Here is an 18,316-nt window from a genome sequence, read left to right as displayed (position 1 = left end):
GGCGAGATGCGACCTTCCGGCGATACCGCCGTTGCTTCGGTGAACACCAGCCCCGCCCCGCCAACGGCGCGGCTGCCCAGATGCACGCTGTGCCATTCGTTTGGGACGCCATCGATGGCGGAGTATTCGCACATTGGCGAGACCGCGATGCGATTGCGCAGGGTGATGTTGCCGATGGTGAGCGGCTCGAAAAGCTTCATGGAGGATGTTCCCTGGAAGAGAGGTGTGGAGCGAACTGCGGGCAGCGCCGAGCGGTGAACCGTCTTGCGCAATCACTATATTTCTTGCGGTTTTCAAAACGCGTGAAGGCAATTCGAAGTGGATCATGTACTTGCACCGCAATGCTGAAACCGATTCTATCCGCCGGTCAGATTTCTCCTGATTGAAGCACACGAAAATTAGCGATCGCTTAACGGGACCTGTGCTCCAGTCGCGGTACGGGGACGACCACGGGGTGCTGCACATGTTGCCGATCGATCTGGATGTTACGCGCAGTGTCCGCGCGTACATGGCCACGTGTCTTTCCGAGCCGGACTTTTCGCTGACCCGTGTTCATCAAGGCCTCCGCGATGCCGCGTGGTATTCGCCAAAGGATCGACGCGCATTGCGCTCGCTGTGCGACGCGCGGCCGAAGGACTTCTCGCGCTGGTTGTACGAACGCGAGCGTGACGGACACTACACCGGGCTGATGATGGTGTGGCCCGCAGGCTACTCCACTCCCATCCATGACCATGCCGGCCTGTGGGGCATCGAGATGGTGCTGCAGGGGTCGTTGATCGTTGAGGATTACGAAGTGGTCGCCGATTCGCAATCAACATTGCCGCGCTTCGTCGGTAGCACGGTGCTGGAGGAAGGACAGTCCTGCGCGTTCGCCGGCACTGAAGGGCATGCGCACCGCTGCACCAATGTCTCGGCGCGACGACCTGCAGTCACGCTGCATGTCTACGGCGGTCTGCTCGATACCTACCGGAATTTCGAGGCGACGCATGACGGCCGTTACGCCGCCCGGTCGACGATCGCCCGCATCGACGGTGCACTCGGACACGAGCGCGCGCGCGGCGCATAGTGGTCCGCTGACTGATCGTCGCGCGACTGGGAATTGTCACATCGTTCGGCGACGATAGACGTTTCCGCCGATGGATCGTCTCGATGCGCAATGGACGCCTTCTTTCGTGTGTGTTGGTCGTATGTGCACTGCTTGCGGCCTGCGCGCCATCCTCTTCCGTACGCCGCTCAGCCTCCGAGCCGCACGCGCTGATCCTGATCTCCATCGACGGCTTTCGCGCGGATTATCTCGATCGCAACATCACACCGGCGCTTGCGGATCTTGCGGCCCGCGGCGTGCGCGCGCAGGCGATGAAATCCGCATTCCCGACGCTGACCTTCCCGAATCACTACACGCTGGTCACCGGCCTTTATCCCGACCATCACGGAATCGTCAACAACCGCATGGTCGATCCGGAGACGCGCGCAAAGTTCGTCTACAAGGATCACGCAACGATCACCGATCCCGCATGGTGGGGCGGAGAACCTGTCTGGGTGAGTGCGGAAAAGCACGGACTTCATGCAGCGACGATGTTCTGGCCCGGGTCCGACGTCGCAATTGCCGACGTGCGACCGACGCACTGGCAGATGTTTGACGGCACGATCACGCCGGACCAGCGGGTCGATCAACTGCTGGCGTGGATGGATGAGCCGGCGTCAACACGCGCGTCGTTTTTCACACTTTATTTCGACCAGGTCGACCATGCGGGCCACCACAGCGGACCCGATTCGGCGGAGGTCGACGATGCGTTGCGCAGCATCGACGCGGCGATGGCGCGTCTGGTCGCTGGCCTCAAACAGCGCAAGGTCTATGCCGACACCAACGTGGTGATTGTCTCCGACCACGGAATGACCGCGACCTCGGCGGATCGCCGCACCTATCTCGATGACCTCGTTCCACTCGGCGATGTCGACGTCATCAACTATGGAATTCTCGCCGGCATCGAGCCGCACGCGGGGAAGGCCTCATCGATCGAGGCTGCCCTGCTGCTGCCGCACCCGCACATGCACTGCTGGAGAAAATCCGACGTGCCTGCGCGTTTGCATTACGGCACCCATCCGCGCATCCCGTCGTTGTTGTGCCTGGCCGACCACGGCGGCAACATCACGTCGCATGGCTACGAGGATGACGGCGGCCACTACTCCGCCGGCGAGCACGGCTATGACAACGACGACCCCGACATGCGCGCGCTGTTCGTCGCAGCAGGTCCTGAATTCAAACGCGGCGTCATCGTTCCGGAATTCGACAACGTCGATGTGTACCCGCTGCTGATGCATCTGCTCAAATTGAAACCACAGCCGAACGACGGCGACGAGAGAGCTGTCGCAGGGATGCTGGCCGACTCTCCGCCCTGAGCGTGGGTGATTGGCATGCTGTGCCCGGTTGGCCGCGGTGAAGCAAACGGTTCCATCGGGACGGAATGGGACATGGGTGAATCGGAAGCTCGACTCCACGCGCATCGTTCGCGTGGCGCCGACCATTCCCGATTGACGCGCAGGCGCTCGAGCGTCCTCAGAGATCCGCCGCCAACACCACCGTATTGCGCCCGTACGACTTCGCTGCATACAGCGCACGGTCCGCGTCCCGGATCGTGTCCTCGAACGACAGGATGCGCTCGTGCATGGCGCAGCCGATGCTCACAGAGCAACCGATCGCTTTGCCGTGATATTCGACGCGCACCGCTTCTGCCGCCACGCGGATCCGCTCGCACAGCCGCTGCACTTCGAATGCATCGGAATCGTCCACGAACAGCAGGAACTCCTCACCGCCCCAGCGGGCAACGAAATCGGTTGCGCGCACGTTCGCACGCAAGGCGTCGCCCAACGCGCGCAACATGTTGTCACCAATCGCGTGGCCGAACGAATCGTTGATCCGCTTGAAGTGATCGATATCGATCATCGCGATTGCAAACAACGGCTTTTCTTCCGACGCAGCCGCCTGCTCCAGCCGCTCGAGCATTGCGCGACGATTCGCAAGCGCGGTCAGCGGATCCGTGCGCGACGCCTGCGCGAGCGCAACGTTGAGCTCTTTCAGTTGCGCCTGAAACCCGTCGCTGATGCGCGAAATCTTGTTCAAGCGTCGCGACAGTTTTTGAAAGCCGGTACTGAGACGCTGGTATTCGCCGAGCAGCGGACTGTCTGCGAACACCGGGTCTTGCGTGATTGCATCCATGCGGTCCGCTTCGGCCTGTGCCTCGTCGCCGATCGGCGACGAAGCAGGCAGATTGCCGACAACGCCGCAGGTGCCGGCCAGGCAGTCCGGGCACACCGCCGATGACGTAACCACGTCAGAGTGCTTGCCCAGGTACGACTCGACACTGTCCCAATAGCCGCCGTCGTCGCGCACTTTGTGGCAGCGTGAGCAGACCGGGATGAATCCGCTCAGCGTCCGAACCTCGTTCAACGCGTCGCCGAGCCGTTCGTTGGCGGCGGCGAGTTCGCGGTTCGTGCGCATCAGGTCGCCCTGATAGCCATCGGAGATCCGGCTGATCCGCTCGAGTCGCCGGTGCAGACGGTGCTGATCGGCGATGGCCTCACCGCAAAGCTTGGCGAGCGGGCTTTGTGCGAGCGCCGGATCGGCGGTCAGCGTGGCAAAGGTCTCTTGCGCATTCATCGGCACGATGGTCAGCCCGGCACCGCGACGATGAAAAACGGCAAGGTCACTTCGTCCTTGAATTCCTCGATCATCTCGAGCGCGCGCTCGTTTTCCTGCTGATAGTGCCAGTGGACGGCAACCGTACGACCCGCGCGGTGCGCCGCTTCGAACTGGTCGAGCAGATCCATTACGCTCTTGACGCTGCTGGTATTGAGGTAACTCAGCGCGATTTCGGCGCTCAGCGGGCCGCTGGATTGACGGACATAGTCGGCGACCCAGGCCAGCAGGGGCTTGAAAAATTCAAATGCGTTTTCCGGATACGACTCACCGGACAACGCCACCAATCCGGTGGACGCGTTGAAATCCACCGCGGGTGTGGTCGCGGTGGCAACGAGGGACAAATTATTCATCAGCGCACTCAAATGGCGACGCAAAGACTGAAATACGACTGGCCGTTGGCAGTCGGCGTGAAGGTATAGCGCAGAGGTTCGCTTGCTCGCCGTGCCATCTCGATGAGGCCGAGGCCCGCCCCGCCATCGGGCTTGCGCTCCTTGCGCAGCTGTTCCTTGTACGCAACCTTGAGGCCCGCCTTGTCGAGCGAGGCGAGGCGATCGAGCGCCGACGTCAGGCCAGGAACGTCGTCCGGCTCGACCAGGTTTCCGGCGTACACCAGGTAGTGTTCGTTGCTTCGCGCGATGACGATGATATTGGCATCGATCACCTCCCGGCTGGACGCGCCGCTGCGTTCGGAGTAGTTGCGCACGTTCTGCGCGGCCTCGATGTAGACCGAAAACACGTCGGTCATCGCCGACTTGCGGCTCTCGTCGGAGCTTTCAAGATATTTCTTCACCGCGGTGCCGAGTTCCTCGACGATGCCGCGCCCGAATGTTCCCGTGAAACACATCAGGATGCCCGCGCCCTGCAATTGCTCTTTGAGGTCGAAAAGGTTCATCAATTGCTCCAAGGGGGTGCGCGTCCTGCGTCGAGGGAGAACCCGAACAGCGTGATGTCATCGCGCTGTGGCAGGTCGCCGCGGTATTCATCCAGCTGCACGGCAAGCGCGTCGAAGAGTTGCGCAAGCGGGCGATCGATCAACGAGGAGAGGACGTCACGCACCCTCGTCTGCCCGAATGCGAAGCCCTTTTCTCCTCCATTCTGGTCAAAGATACCATCGCTCGACAGGATGTAGCGCTCGCCCGGGTGCGCAACGACGTCGTGGTTCGCATACCGCACGTCGTCCCGGATCCGGCGGTAGCCGGCGCTCAACCGGTCGCCTTTTACGACGGAGATGCTGCCGTCTGCCGCAAGGATCCACAGCGCGAGCTTCGCACCGGCAAAGACCAGTCGGTTTCTCGCGGGCGCCACGTACAGCAATGCAATATCCAACCCGTTGTCGGCATTGTTCGTATCGTGGCTTTGGAGCAGCGCGCGCAGGCCCCGATGCAATTCGCCGATCAGCGCTGCAGGATCTGCAAGTCCATGACGGGCAGTCGCGCTGTCGAGAATCGCTTTGGACGCCATCGTCATGAATGCACCCGGTACTCCGTGGCCCGTGCAATCGGCGACCGCCACCAGCGCGCCGCCATCCGCATCGCGGTGCACGGTGTAGAAATCGCCGCCGACGACATCGCGCGGCCGCCACAACACCGCGTGATCCCCTGCGAACCGGGCGATCTCGTCCGGCTTTGCAAGGATCGACGACTGGATCAGCTGCGCATAACCGATGCTGTCCATGACCTTGCGATTCGATTCACCGAGCAGCGCGTTCGCTTGCTGCAACGCATCGGTTCGCTCGGAGACCTTGTGCTCAAGGTTCTGCATGTAGTCGCCGATCGTCGATGTCATCGCGTTGAAGGAGTGCGCGAGCTGGCCGATCTCATCGTCGCGGTCCACCGTCATGCGCCGATCGTACTGGCCTGCGGCGACGCTGCGCGTGGCATCGGTCAGGCGCGCAAGTCGCGTCAGTACCAAACGGTCCAGCAGCCACGACACCAACAGGATCGTCAACAGCAACGCGGTCGCCATCAGGAACAGGATCGGCCGAAATGTCTCCAGCCGGATCACTTCGCCGGGATCCACCAGCACCACCGCCGCCCAGTGAAGTTCGGGCATGTAGCTGATGGCCGCCAGACGACTCTGGCCACGTATCGTGAATTGCGCCTGCGCATCCTCGATCTGACCCGCGCGCATCCGCCCGAGGATCTGCCGGAGCGTGGACTGCTCGGAGTCGCGGTCCATCATCGCAAACATCGCCGGCCGCTTGGTCGCGTCGGTTGTGCGCGCGATCGTCTCCATCAGTGCACGGTCGGAAATTCCCTGCACGTAGCCTTGATCGTCAATCAGCACGTTCTCGATCCCGCGCTCGGTCGTATGCATCAGGGTCCTGACGAATTCGGACAGATCAAGGCCCGTTCCGCCGATTCCGATCTTGGCACCGTTGTTCTTGACGATCGCGTTGATGAAGATCTTGGTGACGTCGAGCTGCGCGTCGTAGTCCACATGCAGATTGAAGTCGTCGACATTCTTCAACACGTCGAAATACCACGCCATCGTCCGGTCGGACGGATCCATCACGAAGCGAAATTCGCGCCCGCCGAATTCGTTTGCGGCGTTGTTGTGATAGTAGTCGCCGCTCTTGCCGACGACGAAAAACCAGCTGTGGTCCGCGAACAGCACGCGGAAACTTTCCAGTTCTTCCAGTGATTCCCGCGCGAGCTGCGTGTTCGACTCGTCGTTTGCCCAGTTGCGCAGCAGCGGAGACGCAACGAGTTTCTGCGTCAGCACGAGTTCGCGATCGACACGCGCCGTGATGCGTCCGCGCTGCTGATTTGCATACTGCGTGGCATAGCTGCCGCCCAACTGGCGGATGATCGTTTCGGCAACCCTGTAGAACCCGACCAGCGAGAGGACACCAACGAGCACGTAGATCGCGATGACGATCAGCAGAAAGCGTCCGCGCAAGCCGCGCAATCGTGTGCGCATCACGCGACTCCTCGCACGATGCCCGCGTCGATCAGGTCAGCGCCGCCACGGCGACCGGGCAAGGACTCGTGACGACGTTCGTTGGCACTCGCCCACGACCGCCAGCTCGGCGTTCCTGGACGTGCTTCGTGCAACCCACTCACCATCCGTTCTCTCCGCCCACGCGTTGAACTGGCCGGGTGGCACACCGCGTTGCCTTACGCATGCAATGATCGATCCAGCCGCCAATGCACGCGCAACCGACGGGCGAACTTCGGCGCGCAGTGGCGAGCCGCCGCTCAGCGTCACAAACAGCGCGCATCTGCTGATACGGTGGCTGCTTGACCCCGAACCCGTCTTGCTTCAGCAGCAAGCGCCAGATCGCGGCACCGGACGTCACCTTGCGGGGTCATTGCTCGTGAGACCGGATCGGCGTGATCACAGGCTCGACCGTTGATCCGAACAACCACATCGCGCGACTAGCTGCCTTGCGCGAGGCGTTCGACAACGGCACGGTAACGCGCGCTGATGCGCTCCTCATCACGATGTCGGAATGCGCGAATGTGCCACTCGCCCGCCACCATCACATCGCGCACCAGTGACGCGTTTCCGGCGAACAGCCAGGTGTCGATCACGTTTGGCGGCGCGCGCCCTGCGAGGAGCGGCGCGTGGTCATCGAGCACCACCAGATCGAGCCGCGCACCCGGGCGTAGATCGCCCAACCCGCCACCGGCAGCACTCGCGCCACCTGCGAGCGCGCGTCGGAACAGGGTTTCACCGGTACTCGGGCTGCGCGAGCTTGCGCTGACGTTGCGATGCTTCGTCACCAGGCGCTGGCCGTACTCGAGCCAGCGCAGTTCCTCGACCACCGACACCGAGATATGGCTGTCCGACCCGATGCCGATCGCGCCGCCCGCGTCGAGATATGCCTTGAGCGGAAACAGTCCATCACCGAGATTTGCCTCGGTGGTCGGGCAGAGGCCGGCAACCGCACCGGTCGCCGCGAGTTGACGTGTCTCTGCGTCAGTCATGTGCGTCGCGTGCACCAGGCACCAACGCGAATCGACCGGCGCATGATCGAGCAGCCACTCGACCGGCCGCGCATTGCGCAGCGCAAGGCAGTCCTGCACTTCGCCGATCTGTTCGGCGACATGGATGTGAACCGGCATCTGCGCAGCCTCGCGGCTTGCGGCGGACGCTGGCATTCCAGAAATGCCTTCGAGTACCGCGCGCATCGCATCGGCGGGAACCGCGCGCAGCGAATGCAGTGCAATGCCGACATTGAACGTCGCCGATTCGAGTGCGCGCAGCCGTTCGATCAGTCGGAGGAATCCGTCGACGTCGTGGCCGAAGCGGCGCTGGCGTTCCGACAGCGGACGCCCGTCGAATCCGCCGGTCATGTAGAGCGCCGGCAGCAGCGTGAGGCCGATTCCGGCGTCACGCGCCGCGTCGACCAGCGCCAGCGACATCTCGGCGGGATCGGCGTACGGCGTGCCGTCGGGCTGATGGTGCAGATAGTGGAATTCGCACACCTGCGTGTAGCCGGCCTTCAGCATCTCGATGTACAACTGCGTGGCGATCGCGCGAAGGTCGTCCGGACCAACGCGCCCGGCGAATGCATACATCACTTCGCGCCAGCTCCAGAACGTGTCGTCGTTGCCGCCGCGTTCCGCCAAGCCGGCCATCGCGCGCTGGAACGCATGCGAATGCAGGTTCGTCATGCCGGGCACGACGTAGCGCCCGAGCGTCTCGCCTGCGTCACGCGTCGACCCCGCGTCAGCCGAGAGCACATGTCCTGCAGCTCCGCCACGATCGACCTGCAACGTGACATCGGCGGCGAAACCGCTGTTGACCCAGACGTGTTCGGAAAAGTATCGGCTGACGTCCATGCGCATTCCGTCGGCAAACGGCAAGCCTAGCGGCCACGGCGCGGCATTGCCAGCATGCCGCCAACTTCGCACCGCAGACATGTGGCGCAATGCCGTCGCCTGGAACTGCAACGACATCGAGATCTACGGGGCCCTTGCCATGTCGAAGTGCAGACCATGTCCCTCGCGCTTCGACATCACGCGTCGCCGCGTCGCCGAAGCGCCACGAAGGGACACTCTGCGATACTTGCGCTTCCTGTGAGAACGGTCGCACGCGATGAATCCACCCTGGGACGGTTTGCTGCTCGATTGTCGCCTCGCGACGATGTCGGACTCCGGCGTGCCGTATGGATTTGTCGACGGAGGTGCGCTGGGCTGGAAGGACGGCGCGATTGTCTTCGCCGGTCCGTCGAGCGAACTGCCGGCCGCGCCCTCGACGTTGGTGGCGCGGGTCGAATCCGCGGGAGACATGCTTGTCACGCCGGGGCTGATCGACTGCCACACGCATCTGGTGTTCGGCGGTGACCGTTCGGACGAATTCGAACAACGTCTCAACGGCGTCAGCTACGAAGCGATTGCACGCGCGGGAGGCGGCATTCTCTCGAGCGTGCGCGCGACCCGCGAGACGGACGAAAACGCACTGCTTGCTCAGGCATTGCCGCGCGCACGCGCGCTGGTGGCCGACGGCGTGACGACGATCGAGATCAAGTCCGGCTACGGACTCGATCTTCCAACCGAGGCGAAGATGCTGCGCGTGGCGCGTCGTCTCGGCAGCGAACTCGGCATCGGCGTGCGCACAACGCTGCTCGCAGCGCATGCGCTTCCACCGGAGTTCGCCGGCCGCCCCGACGCTTACGTGGATGCCGTTTGTGACGTGATCCTCCCAGGAATTGCCGACGCGGGCCTCGCGGATGCGGTCGATGCATTCTGCGAGACGATCGCGTTCACGCCGGCACAGACCCGCCGCGTCTTCGACACGGCGCGCGCGCTTGGCCTGCCGGTCAAGCTCCACGCGGACCAGCTTTCCGATCTCGATGGCGCATCGCTCGTCGCGGAATTCGGCGGCCTCTCCGCCGATCATCTGGAATGGACCAGTCACGCGGGAATCCGCGCGATGGCAGACGCAGGAACGGTCGCGGTCCTGCTGCCCGGCGCGTTTTATGCGCTGCGCGAGACAAAAATGCCGCCGATTGCCGCATTGCGCGAACACGGCGTGGCCATGGCCATCGCGAGCGATCTCAATCCCGGCACGTCGCCGATCCTTTCGTTGCGTCTGGCAATGAACATGGCGTGCACGTTGTTTCGCATGACACCGGAAGAAGCACTGCGCGGAACCACGGTGAACGCGGCCCGCGCACTCGGCCTCGCCGATCGCGGCACGCTGCATCCGGGAAAGCGCGCGGACTTCGTCATCTGGAATGCGCACCAGCCATCGGACCTGTGCTACTGGATCGGTGGCAGCCTCGCCCGCCGCGTGGTCATTGCAGGATCGGACATAGCACGAGCTTCGGGCTAGTCCAGGCGCGAGTCATTCGAATGCGTGCATGGCTCTTCGACGCTCAGTCGAATCCGTTGTCGAAGACGCCGTCCATCTGCACGCGGGTCAACGTGATGTAGTCCGCATCGTCGGTGCTGTCTTCGAAGAACACGCGACCCAACAGCGTGACCTTTCCATCGGGGATGTCAACGAGGTGATCGCAAGGACGAGCACCCCAATCGTTGCCGCCCCGAGCTGTGCGGCAATCGTGGTCGGCATGATGTCCATTTCTCCGGCAGGGGCTTGCTGCGACGGTCTGGCTTCCAGGACCCTGCGGCTGCGTGCTGGTCATCCCATACGGCAAACATCGACGTCGACCGACAGCGCCGGCGCCTTTCACGTGTGGCGCAGTGGCGACGCTTCATTCGGCAAGCGTAGATCGCGCAAGGTCAGACCACTGTCGAAACTCCGTATTTCTCCATTCAGCGGATCGCGGAACTCGAGTCTCTTCGCCAGGAGTTGCAGCGGTCGACTGAAGTCATCGGCGCGAGCGTTGTGTGCGTCGGAAGATGCCAGCTCGGGATAGAGTTCGTCGTTGAGGATTGGCGCTCCCAGCGCGGCCATGTGGACCCGCAATTGATGCTTGCGGCCCGACACCGGCTCGAGGCCATATCGCCAGACCGCGCCTGCCCGATCGATCACGTCGACCTGCGTTTCGCTGTTCGGCAGGCCTTCGACGGTCTGCATGCGGAAGAATGGCTCACCGCGAACCAGGCGCGACGTGAATGTCATCGGAAACGTGCGTGCAGGCAACGCAGGCGCCAGCGCTTCGTACACCTTTCGGATCCGTCGCTCGCGAAACAGCTGCTGGTAGGCGGATCGGCTCGATGCATTCGCCGAAACCATCACCAGCCCGGCCGTCGCGCGGTCGATGCGATGCAGCGGTGCAAGATCCGCGTTGCCCGACCGGCGTATCAATCGCGCTAGCAGGGTTTCCTCGACGAAACGACCGGACGGAACCACCGGCAGGAAATGCGGTTTGTCGACGATGATCAGGTGCGCGTCTTCATGCACGATCGATTCGTCGAACGGAATGCGCGGCTCGCCCGACACTTCGCGGTAGTAGTGGATTTCCATTCCGACGCGATACGGGGTCGTCGATGTGATCGCAATGCCATTCGAATCCGCCACGTCACGCCGCACGATCCGCTCGCACCAAACCGCGCGATCGATCGACGGAAATTTCGCGCATACGGCATCGAGCACGGTCGTCCACGACCCTGCGGGAAGCTGCAGACGACTTGCGGCAACGCCGTTGCGCACTGGAAGCGGCTTGACCATACCGGGACTGAACGGGAAACCCGGCCATGGTGACGGAGAACACGGGGTCGGCGTAAGTGCGGGATACTGGCGCATGAGTATTCACCCAGACGTTGCGCACGATCCCTACGCCGAAAGCATCGATCCTTCGGTGCATTGCAATACCTGCGAAGCCGTGTGTTGCCGGCTCACGGTCTACATCCTCGCAGGCGACGTCGTTCCTTCATGGCTGACCGTGCACGACGAGCACGGCATGGAGCAGATGGAGCGCTCGGACGACGGCTGGTGCGTCGCGCTCGATCGCAACACGATGCGTTGCACGATCTACGAGGCCCGGCCCGGCGTCTGTCGCAAATTTGCGATGGGCGGCCCGTACTGCCGCGACGAACGCGACACCTGGTTCGGCAAGCCGGGTGGCGGCATCGCGATCACCGTGGTGGCCGACCACGGCTGACGGTGGGGCGCATGAATGGTATGAGCGCGCGCATAGCTCAAGCAGAGAATTGAATCATGAAGAGCACGAGGATCAACAGCGGAACGTGCGGTCAGAAGCAACCGCTGCTCTCGCCGATCTTCGTCTTCGCGTACTTCGTGTTCCAATCTTTCGCTTTGAACAGCGGACAAGGCCACGCAAAGCCCGGCAAGCCCCTACAATGCCGCCTTTCCGACGCAAGGCCAGCGCATGGCGCCCAATTCGACGATCTACAAGATCGAGCTGCAGGTCAGCGACATGGATCGCCATTACTACGCGACCCATGCGCTGACGATGGCGCTGCACCCGTCGGAAACCGTACAGCGCCTGATGGTGCGACTTGTCGCATTTGCGCTGTACGCGGATGAGCGACTCGAGTTCGGCAAGGGCCTCAGCAGCGACGACGAGCCCGATTTGTGGCTGAAGGACCGTACGGGCGAGATCTCGCTGTGGATCGACCTCGGGCAGCCGGACGACCAGCGCATCCGCAAGGCCTGCGGTCGTGCGCGCCAGGTGGTGATCGTCAGCTACAGCGGTCGTGGCGCGCAGATCTGGTGGGACAAGACCGCGCTGTCGCTGCAACGCTCGCGCAACCTCACCGTGATCGACATTCCGGGTGAAACCACCGAAGCGCTCGGCGAACTCGGCGGTCGCACGATGCGCCTGCAGTGCCTGATCCAGGATGGCCAGATGCAGTTGCTCGACGACGATCGCAGCGTGACGGTGATTCCAACCCTGCGCATGGCCCCTGCGACGCAGGCACGTTGAGCGATGCCGGAAACGTTTGATGCGATCATCGTCGGTGGCGGTGCAGCCGGATTGATGTGTGCCATCGCCGCGGGCCGGCGCGGCAAGCGCGTGCTGCTGATCGAACACGCAAACCGCGTCGGCAAGAAGATCCTGATGTCCGGCGGCGGGCGCTGCAATTTCACCAACACCGGAACCACTCCGGACCAGTTCATTTCGGCCAATCCGCACTTCTGCAAATCGGCGCTCGCACGCTTTCGTCCGGCCGATTTCATCGCGATGGTCGACCATCACCGCATCGCGTACCACGAGAAGGAACTCGGCCAGTTGTTCTGCGACGACTCGTCCAAGCAGATCGTGCGGATGCTCGTTGATGAGTGCGATGCATCCGCCGTCCGGATCGAGACCGGCTGCCGCATTGACAACGTACAGCATGAAGACGCGCAGTTCCGTCTCCACACATCGCAAGGCACCTTCAGTACGACCGCGCTCGTAGTTGCGACGGGCGGCTTGTCGATCCCGAGCATGGGCGCGAGTGGCTTCGGCTACGAACTCGCCCGGCAATTCGGCCATCGCGTGCTGCCGACGCGCGCCGGTCTGGTGCCGCTGACGCTGAGTGGAACGCATCAGGAACGATTTGCCGACCTTTCCGGCGTCGCTCTGCAGGTCGAGGCGCGCTGCAATGGAGCCATGTTCCGCAACTTCATGCTGGTCACCCATCGTGGCATCAGCGGGCCGGCGATCCTGCAGATCTCGTCGTACTGGAATCCCGGCGACGATCTGCGACTCGATCTGCTGCCCGGCGACGACGCATTTGAATGGCTGCGTTCGCAACAGGCGCAACGGCCTGCAAGCGAACTGCGCACCGTGATTGCAGAGCGCCTGCCGAAACGCTTCGCGCAGCGTCTGTGCGATGTGTGGCTGCCGGGCAAGCCGATGCGCCAGTTTCGCGAAACGGAGCTTCGCGCAATGGCGACGGTGTTGAGCGACTTCCCGCTGATCGCGAGTGGCAGCGAAGGTTACCGGACGGCCGAAGTCACGCTCGGCGGCGTCGACACCGACGAACTGTCATCGACCACGATGCAATCGAAACGTGTGCCGGGGCTGTATTTTGTCGGCGAAGTCGTCGACGTGACCGGCTGGCTCGGCGGCTACAACTTCCAGTGGGCGTGGGCGTCCGGACACGCGGCGGGAAGCGCGTTGTAGGCGGCATCAGGGAGGCAAGCGCGTGCAGCGACAGGTCGGCAACGCCAACCGCGCAAGCGCGTCCGGCCGACGGCGTCGACGTGCTCCGGATGCGTCAACCCGGGTCTGCGTTTGCCTCGTCGCGGCCGCGCTGGCGGCGAACCGCCTCGTCGCGTGCTTCGTCGATCGCTTCCATCACGGCGTCCACATCGGCTGGCGCTTCATTGCGGATGAAAACGCCGGTGAGCGCGCTGTCGGGGCGCAGTTCTCCTTCCTGGAACAGCGCCCACATTTCGTTCGCGAAGTCGGTCTCCATCAGTTCGGGCGCGAACCGCGCCAGGCTGGTGGTGATGTTCAGCACGTCGCGCTCGAGCATTGCCAGTGCAGCGTTGTTGCCGGCCGCGTCGACTGCTTGCGGCAGGTCGATGATCACTGGTCCATCCGGCCCGACCAGCACGTTGTACTCCGACAGGTCACCGTGGATCAGACCGGCGCACAGCATGCGCGCGATCTGGTTCATCATGAACACGTGGTACCCGCGAGCGGTTTCTGCCGACAGCTCGACTTCACCGAGTCGTGGCGCCGAATAGCCGCCCGCATCGGTGACCAGTTCCATCACCAGCACGCCGTTGAAAAATCCGTAAGGCTTTGGCACGCGCACGCCAGCCGCGTCGAGCCGATAGAGCGCGTCGACTTCGGTGTTCTTCCACGCTGATTCCTGCTCCTTGCGGCCGTAGCGGGAGCTCTTGGCGATCGCGCGCGCCTCGCGGCTGCCGCGCACCTTGCGTCCTTCCTGATATTGCGCGCGCTGCTGGAAGCTGCGCTGCCGCATGTCCTTGTAGACCTTGGCGCAGCGCACCTCGGTACCCGAGCGAACGACATACACAGAGGCTTCCTTGCCGCTCTTGAGCGGGCGGATCACTTCATCGATGACGCCGTCATCGATCAGCGCCAGCAGTCCTGGTGGGGTTTTCATGGGTCGGGAACGAGAAAGGCGATTCAGGCAAACGACTAGTCTAACGCACGCGGATCGCCGCCCACTCCCCTCGAAGCGTTTCTCGCGCTCTGTACACCAAGCCGACGGCGAGCATTCCGCGTCTTTCCGACAACGCTCAGCCAATCGCTGCCACGTCGATCAACGGCCCGAGAACCTGCGACGATGCGCCGCGGTCAACTCCGCGCTGCTGCAGCAATTGGAAGGCCTTTGATGCAACCACCGGCTTGCTGAAGTGATAACCCTGGAACTGGTCGCAACCGTTGTGCCTGAGGTGTGCCGCCTGATTTTCGGTTTCGACCCCTTCGGCCAGAACGACCATGCCGAGCTCGTGGCCCAGAGCGATGATCGCGCGACAAATGCCGGCTGACCCCATGTCGGAACTGAGGTCCTGGACAAAACTCTGATCGATCTTCAGCTTGTCAATTGGAAACCGACGCAAATAGGCAAGGCTCGAATAACCAGTGCCAAAATCGTCGAGCGCCAACCGCACGCCGAGCGCATTGAGGGACTTCATCGTGATGATCGCCCGCTCGACGTTGCGCACCATCACGCTTTCGGTCAGCTCGAGTTCCAGGTGACGCGCCGGCACCTCGAAGCGCGCGAGTGTGGCGCGAACGGTTTCCACGAAGTCGGGTAGTTCGAGTTGCAGCGACGATACGTTGATCGAAATGAAAAAGTCGTTCTCACCGAGATCGATCCATCCACGCGCTTCGCGGCACACGGTCTCGAGCACGAAATTTCCGACGTCGACGATCAGGCCGAGGTCTTCCGCGACTCCTAGGAACCGCAACGGTGGCAACAGCCCGAAATCCGGGCTTTGCCAGCGCACCAGAGCCTCGAAGCCGACCACGTGTCCGTCGCCCGCGCGAACCTGCGGCTGATAGTGCAGCACGAGCTCGTTGTTGCGCACGGCGTCGCTCAGGCGGAGACCCAGAGTCGATCGGTCTTCAAGCGCCTGTTTCTGTTCGTTGGAAAATGCACTGACCGAATTGCGCCCGTCCCGCTTGGCCCGGAGCATTGCCGCTTCCGACTGGCGCAGCAGGTCTTGCGGACTCGAACCATTGTCCGGAAAGCAGCTCACGCCAATGCTGCAGGTGAGAAAGATGCGTTGCTGGACGAGATGAACGATCCGTTCGATGTCGCTGCGCACCACTTCGGCGAACTCGGTCTGGTCCCGCGCCCCTTCCTCGTCGACCAGCACCACGACGAATTCGTCCGCCGCGACATGGGCGACGTAGCCCTTGCCGCCGCACAGTTCGATCAGGCGGCCAGCGACGACGCGAAGCACCTCATCCCCGGTGGCGCGCCCGCGCGTCTCGTTGAGCACGTGGAAACGATCGATGTCCACGTACAGCAGGATGATGCGGCTGGCGGTCGCCGCGGCATGCACGATCGCGCTTCGCAGATGCTGCTCGATCGATACGAAACGCGGCAATCCGGTGGTCTGGTCATGGGCTGCGCGGCGGGCGAGTTCAGCCTGCGCGCTGCGCCGCTCGCCCACTTCGACCTCCAGTTCGGCCGCGTGCTGCCGAACCTCTTCGTACAGCGCGAGGTTGCCGAACGCCAGTGCGAGCTGGCCTGCGAGTGTCACCGCGAACTGCTCGTCTTCTTCGTTGAACGGTTTCCCGTCGATTTTTCCGGCGAAATAGAGCCATCCTCGCGATGCGCTCGACGTGCGCGCAGGAACCGGTACCGCCAATAACGAACTGATCGACGGATGCGAGTCGGGCAGCTGCAGCAGGTCGCGTCGAAGCGGTCCGTGGACGGAGCGGTAGGTTTTTCCCGAACCGAGCACCTCACCGAGCACGCCTTTCGTCGGGTCCATCGCGGTGAGGTCTTCGAGGATACGCGCGTCCAGCCCACTGGCGACCACTTCCTTCAATCGCGTTCCGTCCGTCGTCACCAGTCCTAATGCGACGTGTCGACAAGCGAGGATTCCACGCGCAGCGCGACAGAACAGAGTCAACATGCTCTGCGGATCGCGCTCCGCTGCCAATGCGATGTCGAGCTCGAGCAGAGTCGCAAGGCGCAGGCTGAGAGACTGGAATGAATAGTCGAGCGCATCCGAATCGGCGGCCGCGACGCGGCGCGCATCCGCGTGCTCGGTCGTTTTGTCGAGCATCCCGCGCAGGCATCGCTGCAGACCTGTCAGGTCGCGCAGATACGCCGGGAGCCGCGCGCCGAGCAGGCCTGGCGCGACCGCCGCGGCCGGCAGAATCGCGGAATCCGGCAGGCGCCCCAGCGCCACTTCCACCGCGGCGAGGATTTCCTCGGGCTCCGCTCTCTTGTCGAGCACCGCGACGGCACGACACGATTTCGCAAGAACCAGTGCTGAACTGATGTCCTCAGTGGCGCAACAAAAAATGAGCGGCGTCGCGGCAATCGCCTGTTCGTCGTGCATGCGGTCGGCGAGTTCGGCACCGTCCATGTCGGGCAAGACCACATCGGTGATCGCCAGATCCGGACGCACGGTTCGCGCGATCTCGAGCGCCTGCGCTCCTGCAGCCGCCTGCAGGACCTCGTAGCCGGCATAGCCGAGGACCGTCGCCAGGAACTCGCGTTCGCTCGCGCGGCCGTCGACCGTCAGGATCGTCGTCATTCGTTTCCCCACGCTGGCAAGCTGCACCGCATGACACGACCGCCGAGTCCATCAAACACGTTCCGGTGACGATCAAATCTACCATTTTCACCGGTCGATCTGCGCGAATCCTTGCGGAAACGCACGCTTGCACAAACAGCATCCTCTCATGTGACGCGGGGCTCTGTACGGGAGCGGGCATGGAGCGCGGAATGGGACGCCGGATCGGCCGAGCGTCGTCGCCAGAACTCAACGGGCGGACGGAGTGTGGCTGCGACCGAGCCAGCCCGCGTTGGCGCCACGCCAATTCCCCAACTCCCGCCAAGCTGCGATCATTGCGCATGCCCAACTTCCCCACTCTTTCGCTTTCCCCCGCCCTGCTGCAGGCGGTCGATCAACTCGGCTACGTCGACATGACGCCGGTGCAGGAGCAAAGCCTTCCGCCGATGCTGGAGGGCCGCGACCTGATCGTCCAGGCGCCGACCGGCAGCGGCAAGACCGTCGCGTTCGGCCTCGGCCTGCTGCAGCGGATCGACCCCGCCCACGTGCGTCCGCAGGCACTGGTGCTGTGCCCAACACGTGAACTGGCCGACCAGGTCGCCAAGGAGATCCGCCGGCTCGCCAGCGCGATCCCGAACCTCAAGGTTCTGATCCTGACTGGCGGCGTTTCCCTCAACCCGCAGATGGCGTCCCTGCGCAAGGACTCGCACGTCATCGTCGGTACGCCCGGGCGCGTGCAGGAAATGCTGCGCAAGAAGGTATTGCACCTTTCGCACATCCGAACCCTGGTGCTCGATGAAGCGGATCGCATGCTCGACATGGGATTCGAGGAGCCGATCCGCGAAATCGTCGGCAAGACGCCCTCGACGCGGCAGAGCCTGCTGTTTTCTGCAACCTACCCCGAGGAAATCCGCGCGATCGGACGCAGCGTGTTGCGCGATCCCACCGAGATCACGATTGCCGGTGCAGTCGAGCAGCCGGCGATCGAACAGGTGTTCGTCGAGGTGGAGCTGTCGCGCAAGCCGGCAACCCTCGGTGCGCTGCTGCTGGAGTACCGGCCCGAATCGAGCG

At 63.2% G+C, this 18,316-nt stretch carries 15 protein-coding genes and 1 pseudogene; 7 read left to right on the top strand and 9 right to left on the bottom strand.

Annotated features, from left to right (window positions below):
• Positions 1-200, bottom strand: a pseudogene (locus tag ABIV12_RS02905) (oxidoreductase); the annotation flags it as partial.
• Positions 201-463: 263 nt separating this feature from the next.
• Between ABIV12_RS02905 and ABIV12_RS02900 the strand changes: the two are divergent.
• The gene (locus ABIV12_RS02900; protein WP_348056042.1) at positions 464-1,066 is read left to right on the top strand and encodes a cysteine dioxygenase family protein; all 603 of its coding nucleotides are present in this window, start codon (positions 464-466) and stop codon (positions 1,064-1,066) included.
• Positions 1,067-1,149: 83 nt separating this feature from the next.
• On the top strand, positions 1,150-2,400 hold the full coding sequence (locus tag ABIV12_RS02895; protein WP_348056040.1) for an alkaline phosphatase family protein: 1,251 nt from the start codon (positions 1,150-1,152) through the stop codon (positions 2,398-2,400).
• Between the two features lie 157 nt (positions 2,401-2,557).
• Here ABIV12_RS02895 and ABIV12_RS02890 read toward each other — a convergent pair whose 3' ends face one another.
• The 5 genes from ABIV12_RS02890 to ABIV12_RS02870 form a co-directional block, all read right to left on the bottom strand.
• Entirely contained in the window at positions 2,558-3,658 is a 1,101-nt protein-coding gene (locus ABIV12_RS02890) for a diguanylate cyclase (protein ID WP_348056038.1), read from the bottom strand.
• 11 nt (positions 3,659-3,669) lie between these two features.
• Positions 3,670-4,050, bottom strand: a complete 381-nt coding sequence (locus tag ABIV12_RS02885; RefSeq protein ID WP_348056036.1) for a SiaC family regulatory phosphoprotein — start codon at positions 4,048-4,050, stop codon at positions 3,670-3,672.
• An 8-nt stretch (positions 4,051-4,058) separates the two neighbouring features.
• Positions 4,059-4,592, bottom strand: coding sequence for a SiaB family protein kinase (locus ABIV12_RS02880; protein ID WP_348056035.1), 534 nt, complete (start codon positions 4,590-4,592; stop codon positions 4,059-4,061).
• On the bottom strand, positions 4,592-6,622 hold the full coding sequence (locus ABIV12_RS02875) for a SpoIIE family protein phosphatase (RefSeq protein WP_348056033.1): 2,031 nt from the start codon (positions 6,620-6,622) through the stop codon (positions 4,592-4,594). Before ABIV12_RS02875 ends, ABIV12_RS02880 begins: the two co-directional genes overlap by 1 nt.
• A gap of 458 nt (positions 6,623-7,080) precedes the next feature.
• Positions 7,081-8,490 (bottom strand): formimidoylglutamate deiminase, encoded by a 1,410-nt coding sequence (locus tag ABIV12_RS02870; protein WP_348056031.1) that lies wholly within the window; start codon positions 8,488-8,490, stop codon positions 7,081-7,083.
• 256 nt (positions 8,491-8,746) lie between these two features.
• Between ABIV12_RS02870 and hutI the strand changes: the two genes are divergently transcribed.
• Positions 8,747-9,985 carry an imidazolonepropionase gene (hutI, locus tag ABIV12_RS02865; protein ID WP_348056029.1) on the top strand — a complete coding sequence of 413 codons (1,239 nt, stop codon included), beginning with the start codon at positions 8,747-8,749 and terminating at the stop codon, positions 9,983-9,985.
• A gap of 357 nt (positions 9,986-10,342) precedes the next feature.
• Here the strand turns inward: hutI and ABIV12_RS02860 are convergent, their stop codons facing one another.
• Positions 10,343-11,287: a pseudouridine synthase gene (locus tag ABIV12_RS02860; protein ID WP_348056044.1), complete on the bottom strand. Its 945-nt coding sequence runs from the start codon at positions 11,285-11,287 to the stop codon at positions 10,343-10,345.
• A gap of 73 nt (positions 11,288-11,360) precedes the next feature.
• On the opposite strand from ABIV12_RS02860, the gene ABIV12_RS02855 reads away from it, so the two are divergent.
• The 3 genes from ABIV12_RS02855 to ABIV12_RS02845 all read left to right on the top strand — a co-directional run bounded on the left by ABIV12_RS02855 (position 11,361) and on the right by ABIV12_RS02845 (position 13,691).
• Positions 11,361-11,720 carry a YkgJ family cysteine cluster protein gene (locus ABIV12_RS02855; protein WP_348056027.1) on the top strand — a complete coding sequence of 120 codons (360 nt, stop codon included), beginning with the start codon at positions 11,361-11,363 and terminating at the stop codon, positions 11,718-11,720.
• Positions 11,721-11,948: 228 nt separating this feature from the next.
• Entirely contained in the window at positions 11,949-12,506 is a 558-nt protein-coding gene (locus ABIV12_RS02850; RefSeq protein ID WP_348056025.1) for a YaeQ family protein, read from the top strand.
• A 3-nt stretch (positions 12,507-12,509) separates the two neighbouring features.
• Positions 12,510-13,691, top strand: a complete 1,182-nt coding sequence (locus tag ABIV12_RS02845) for an NAD(P)/FAD-dependent oxidoreductase (RefSeq protein ID WP_348056023.1) — start codon at positions 12,510-12,512, stop codon at positions 13,689-13,691.
• Between the two features lie 94 nt (positions 13,692-13,785).
• Here ABIV12_RS02845 and ABIV12_RS02840 read toward each other — a convergent pair whose 3' ends face one another.
• On the bottom strand, positions 13,786-14,646 hold the full coding sequence (locus ABIV12_RS02840) for a PA4780 family RIO1-like protein kinase (protein ID WP_348056021.1): 861 nt from the start codon (positions 14,644-14,646) through the stop codon (positions 13,786-13,788).
• A 136-nt stretch (positions 14,647-14,782) separates the two neighbouring features.
• Entirely contained in the window at positions 14,783-17,266 is a 2,484-nt protein-coding gene (locus tag ABIV12_RS02835) for an EAL domain-containing protein (RefSeq protein WP_348056019.1), read from the bottom strand.
• 320 nt (positions 17,267-17,586) lie between these two features.
• Between ABIV12_RS02835 and ABIV12_RS02830 the strand changes: the two genes are divergently transcribed.
• Positions 17,587-18,316: DEAD/DEAH box helicase (locus ABIV12_RS02830; RefSeq protein WP_348056016.1), on the top strand; the 730-nt coding region annotated here is incomplete at its 3' end.

It is taken from the genome of Dokdonella sp. (assembly GCF_039926425.1).
In the GTDB taxonomy this organism is placed as follows: Bacteria; Pseudomonadota; Gammaproteobacteria; order Xanthomonadales; family Rhodanobacteraceae; genus Dokdonella_A.
This window is presented reverse-complemented; position numbering and strand designations above follow the sequence as displayed.

What these genes read in the sequence shown, in the direction of transcription:
- ABIV12_RS02900 (WP_348056042.1), top strand. Translation starts at nt 464, where the DNA reads ATGTTGCCGATCGATCTGGATGTTACGCGCAGTGTCCGCGCGTACATG.
- ABIV12_RS02895 (WP_348056040.1), top strand. Translation starts at nt 1,150, where the DNA reads ATGCGCAATGGACGCCTTCTTTCGTGTGTGTTGGTCGTATGTGCACTG.
- ABIV12_RS02890 (WP_348056038.1), bottom strand. Translation starts at nt 3,658, where the DNA reads ATGAATGCGCAAGAGACCTTTGCCACGCTGACCGCCGATCCGGCGCTC.
- ABIV12_RS02885 (WP_348056036.1), bottom strand. Translation starts at nt 4,050, where the DNA reads ATGAATAATTTGTCCCTCGTTGCCACCGCGACCACACCCGCGGTGGAT.
- ABIV12_RS02880 (WP_348056035.1), bottom strand. Translation starts at nt 4,592, where the DNA reads ATGAACCTTTTCGACCTCAAAGAGCAATTGCAGGGCGCGGGCATCCTG.
- ABIV12_RS02875 (WP_348056033.1), bottom strand. Translation starts at nt 6,622, where the DNA reads ATGCGCACACGATTGCGCGGCTTGCGCGGACGCTTTCTGCTGATCGTC.
- ABIV12_RS02870 (WP_348056031.1), bottom strand. Translation starts at nt 8,490, where the DNA reads ATGGACGTCAGCCGATACTTTTCCGAACACGTCTGGGTCAACAGCGGT.
- hutI (WP_348056029.1), top strand. Translation starts at nt 8,747, where the DNA reads ATGAATCCACCCTGGGACGGTTTGCTGCTCGATTGTCGCCTCGCGACG.
- ABIV12_RS02860 (WP_348056044.1), bottom strand. Translation starts at nt 11,287, where the DNA reads ATGGTCAAGCCGCTTCCAGTGCGCAACGGCGTTGCCGCAAGTCGTCTG.
- ABIV12_RS02855 (WP_348056027.1), top strand. Translation starts at nt 11,361, where the DNA reads ATGAGTATTCACCCAGACGTTGCGCACGATCCCTACGCCGAAAGCATC.
- ABIV12_RS02850 (WP_348056025.1), top strand. Translation starts at nt 11,949, where the DNA reads ATGGCGCCCAATTCGACGATCTACAAGATCGAGCTGCAGGTCAGCGAC.
- ABIV12_RS02845 (WP_348056023.1), top strand. Translation starts at nt 12,510, where the DNA reads ATGCCGGAAACGTTTGATGCGATCATCGTCGGTGGCGGTGCAGCCGGA.
- ABIV12_RS02840 (WP_348056021.1), bottom strand. Translation starts at nt 14,646, where the DNA reads ATGAAAACCCCACCAGGACTGCTGGCGCTGATCGATGACGGCGTCATC.
- ABIV12_RS02835 (WP_348056019.1), bottom strand. Translation starts at nt 17,266, where the DNA reads ATGACGACGATCCTGACGGTCGACGGCCGCGCGAGCGAACGCGAGTTC.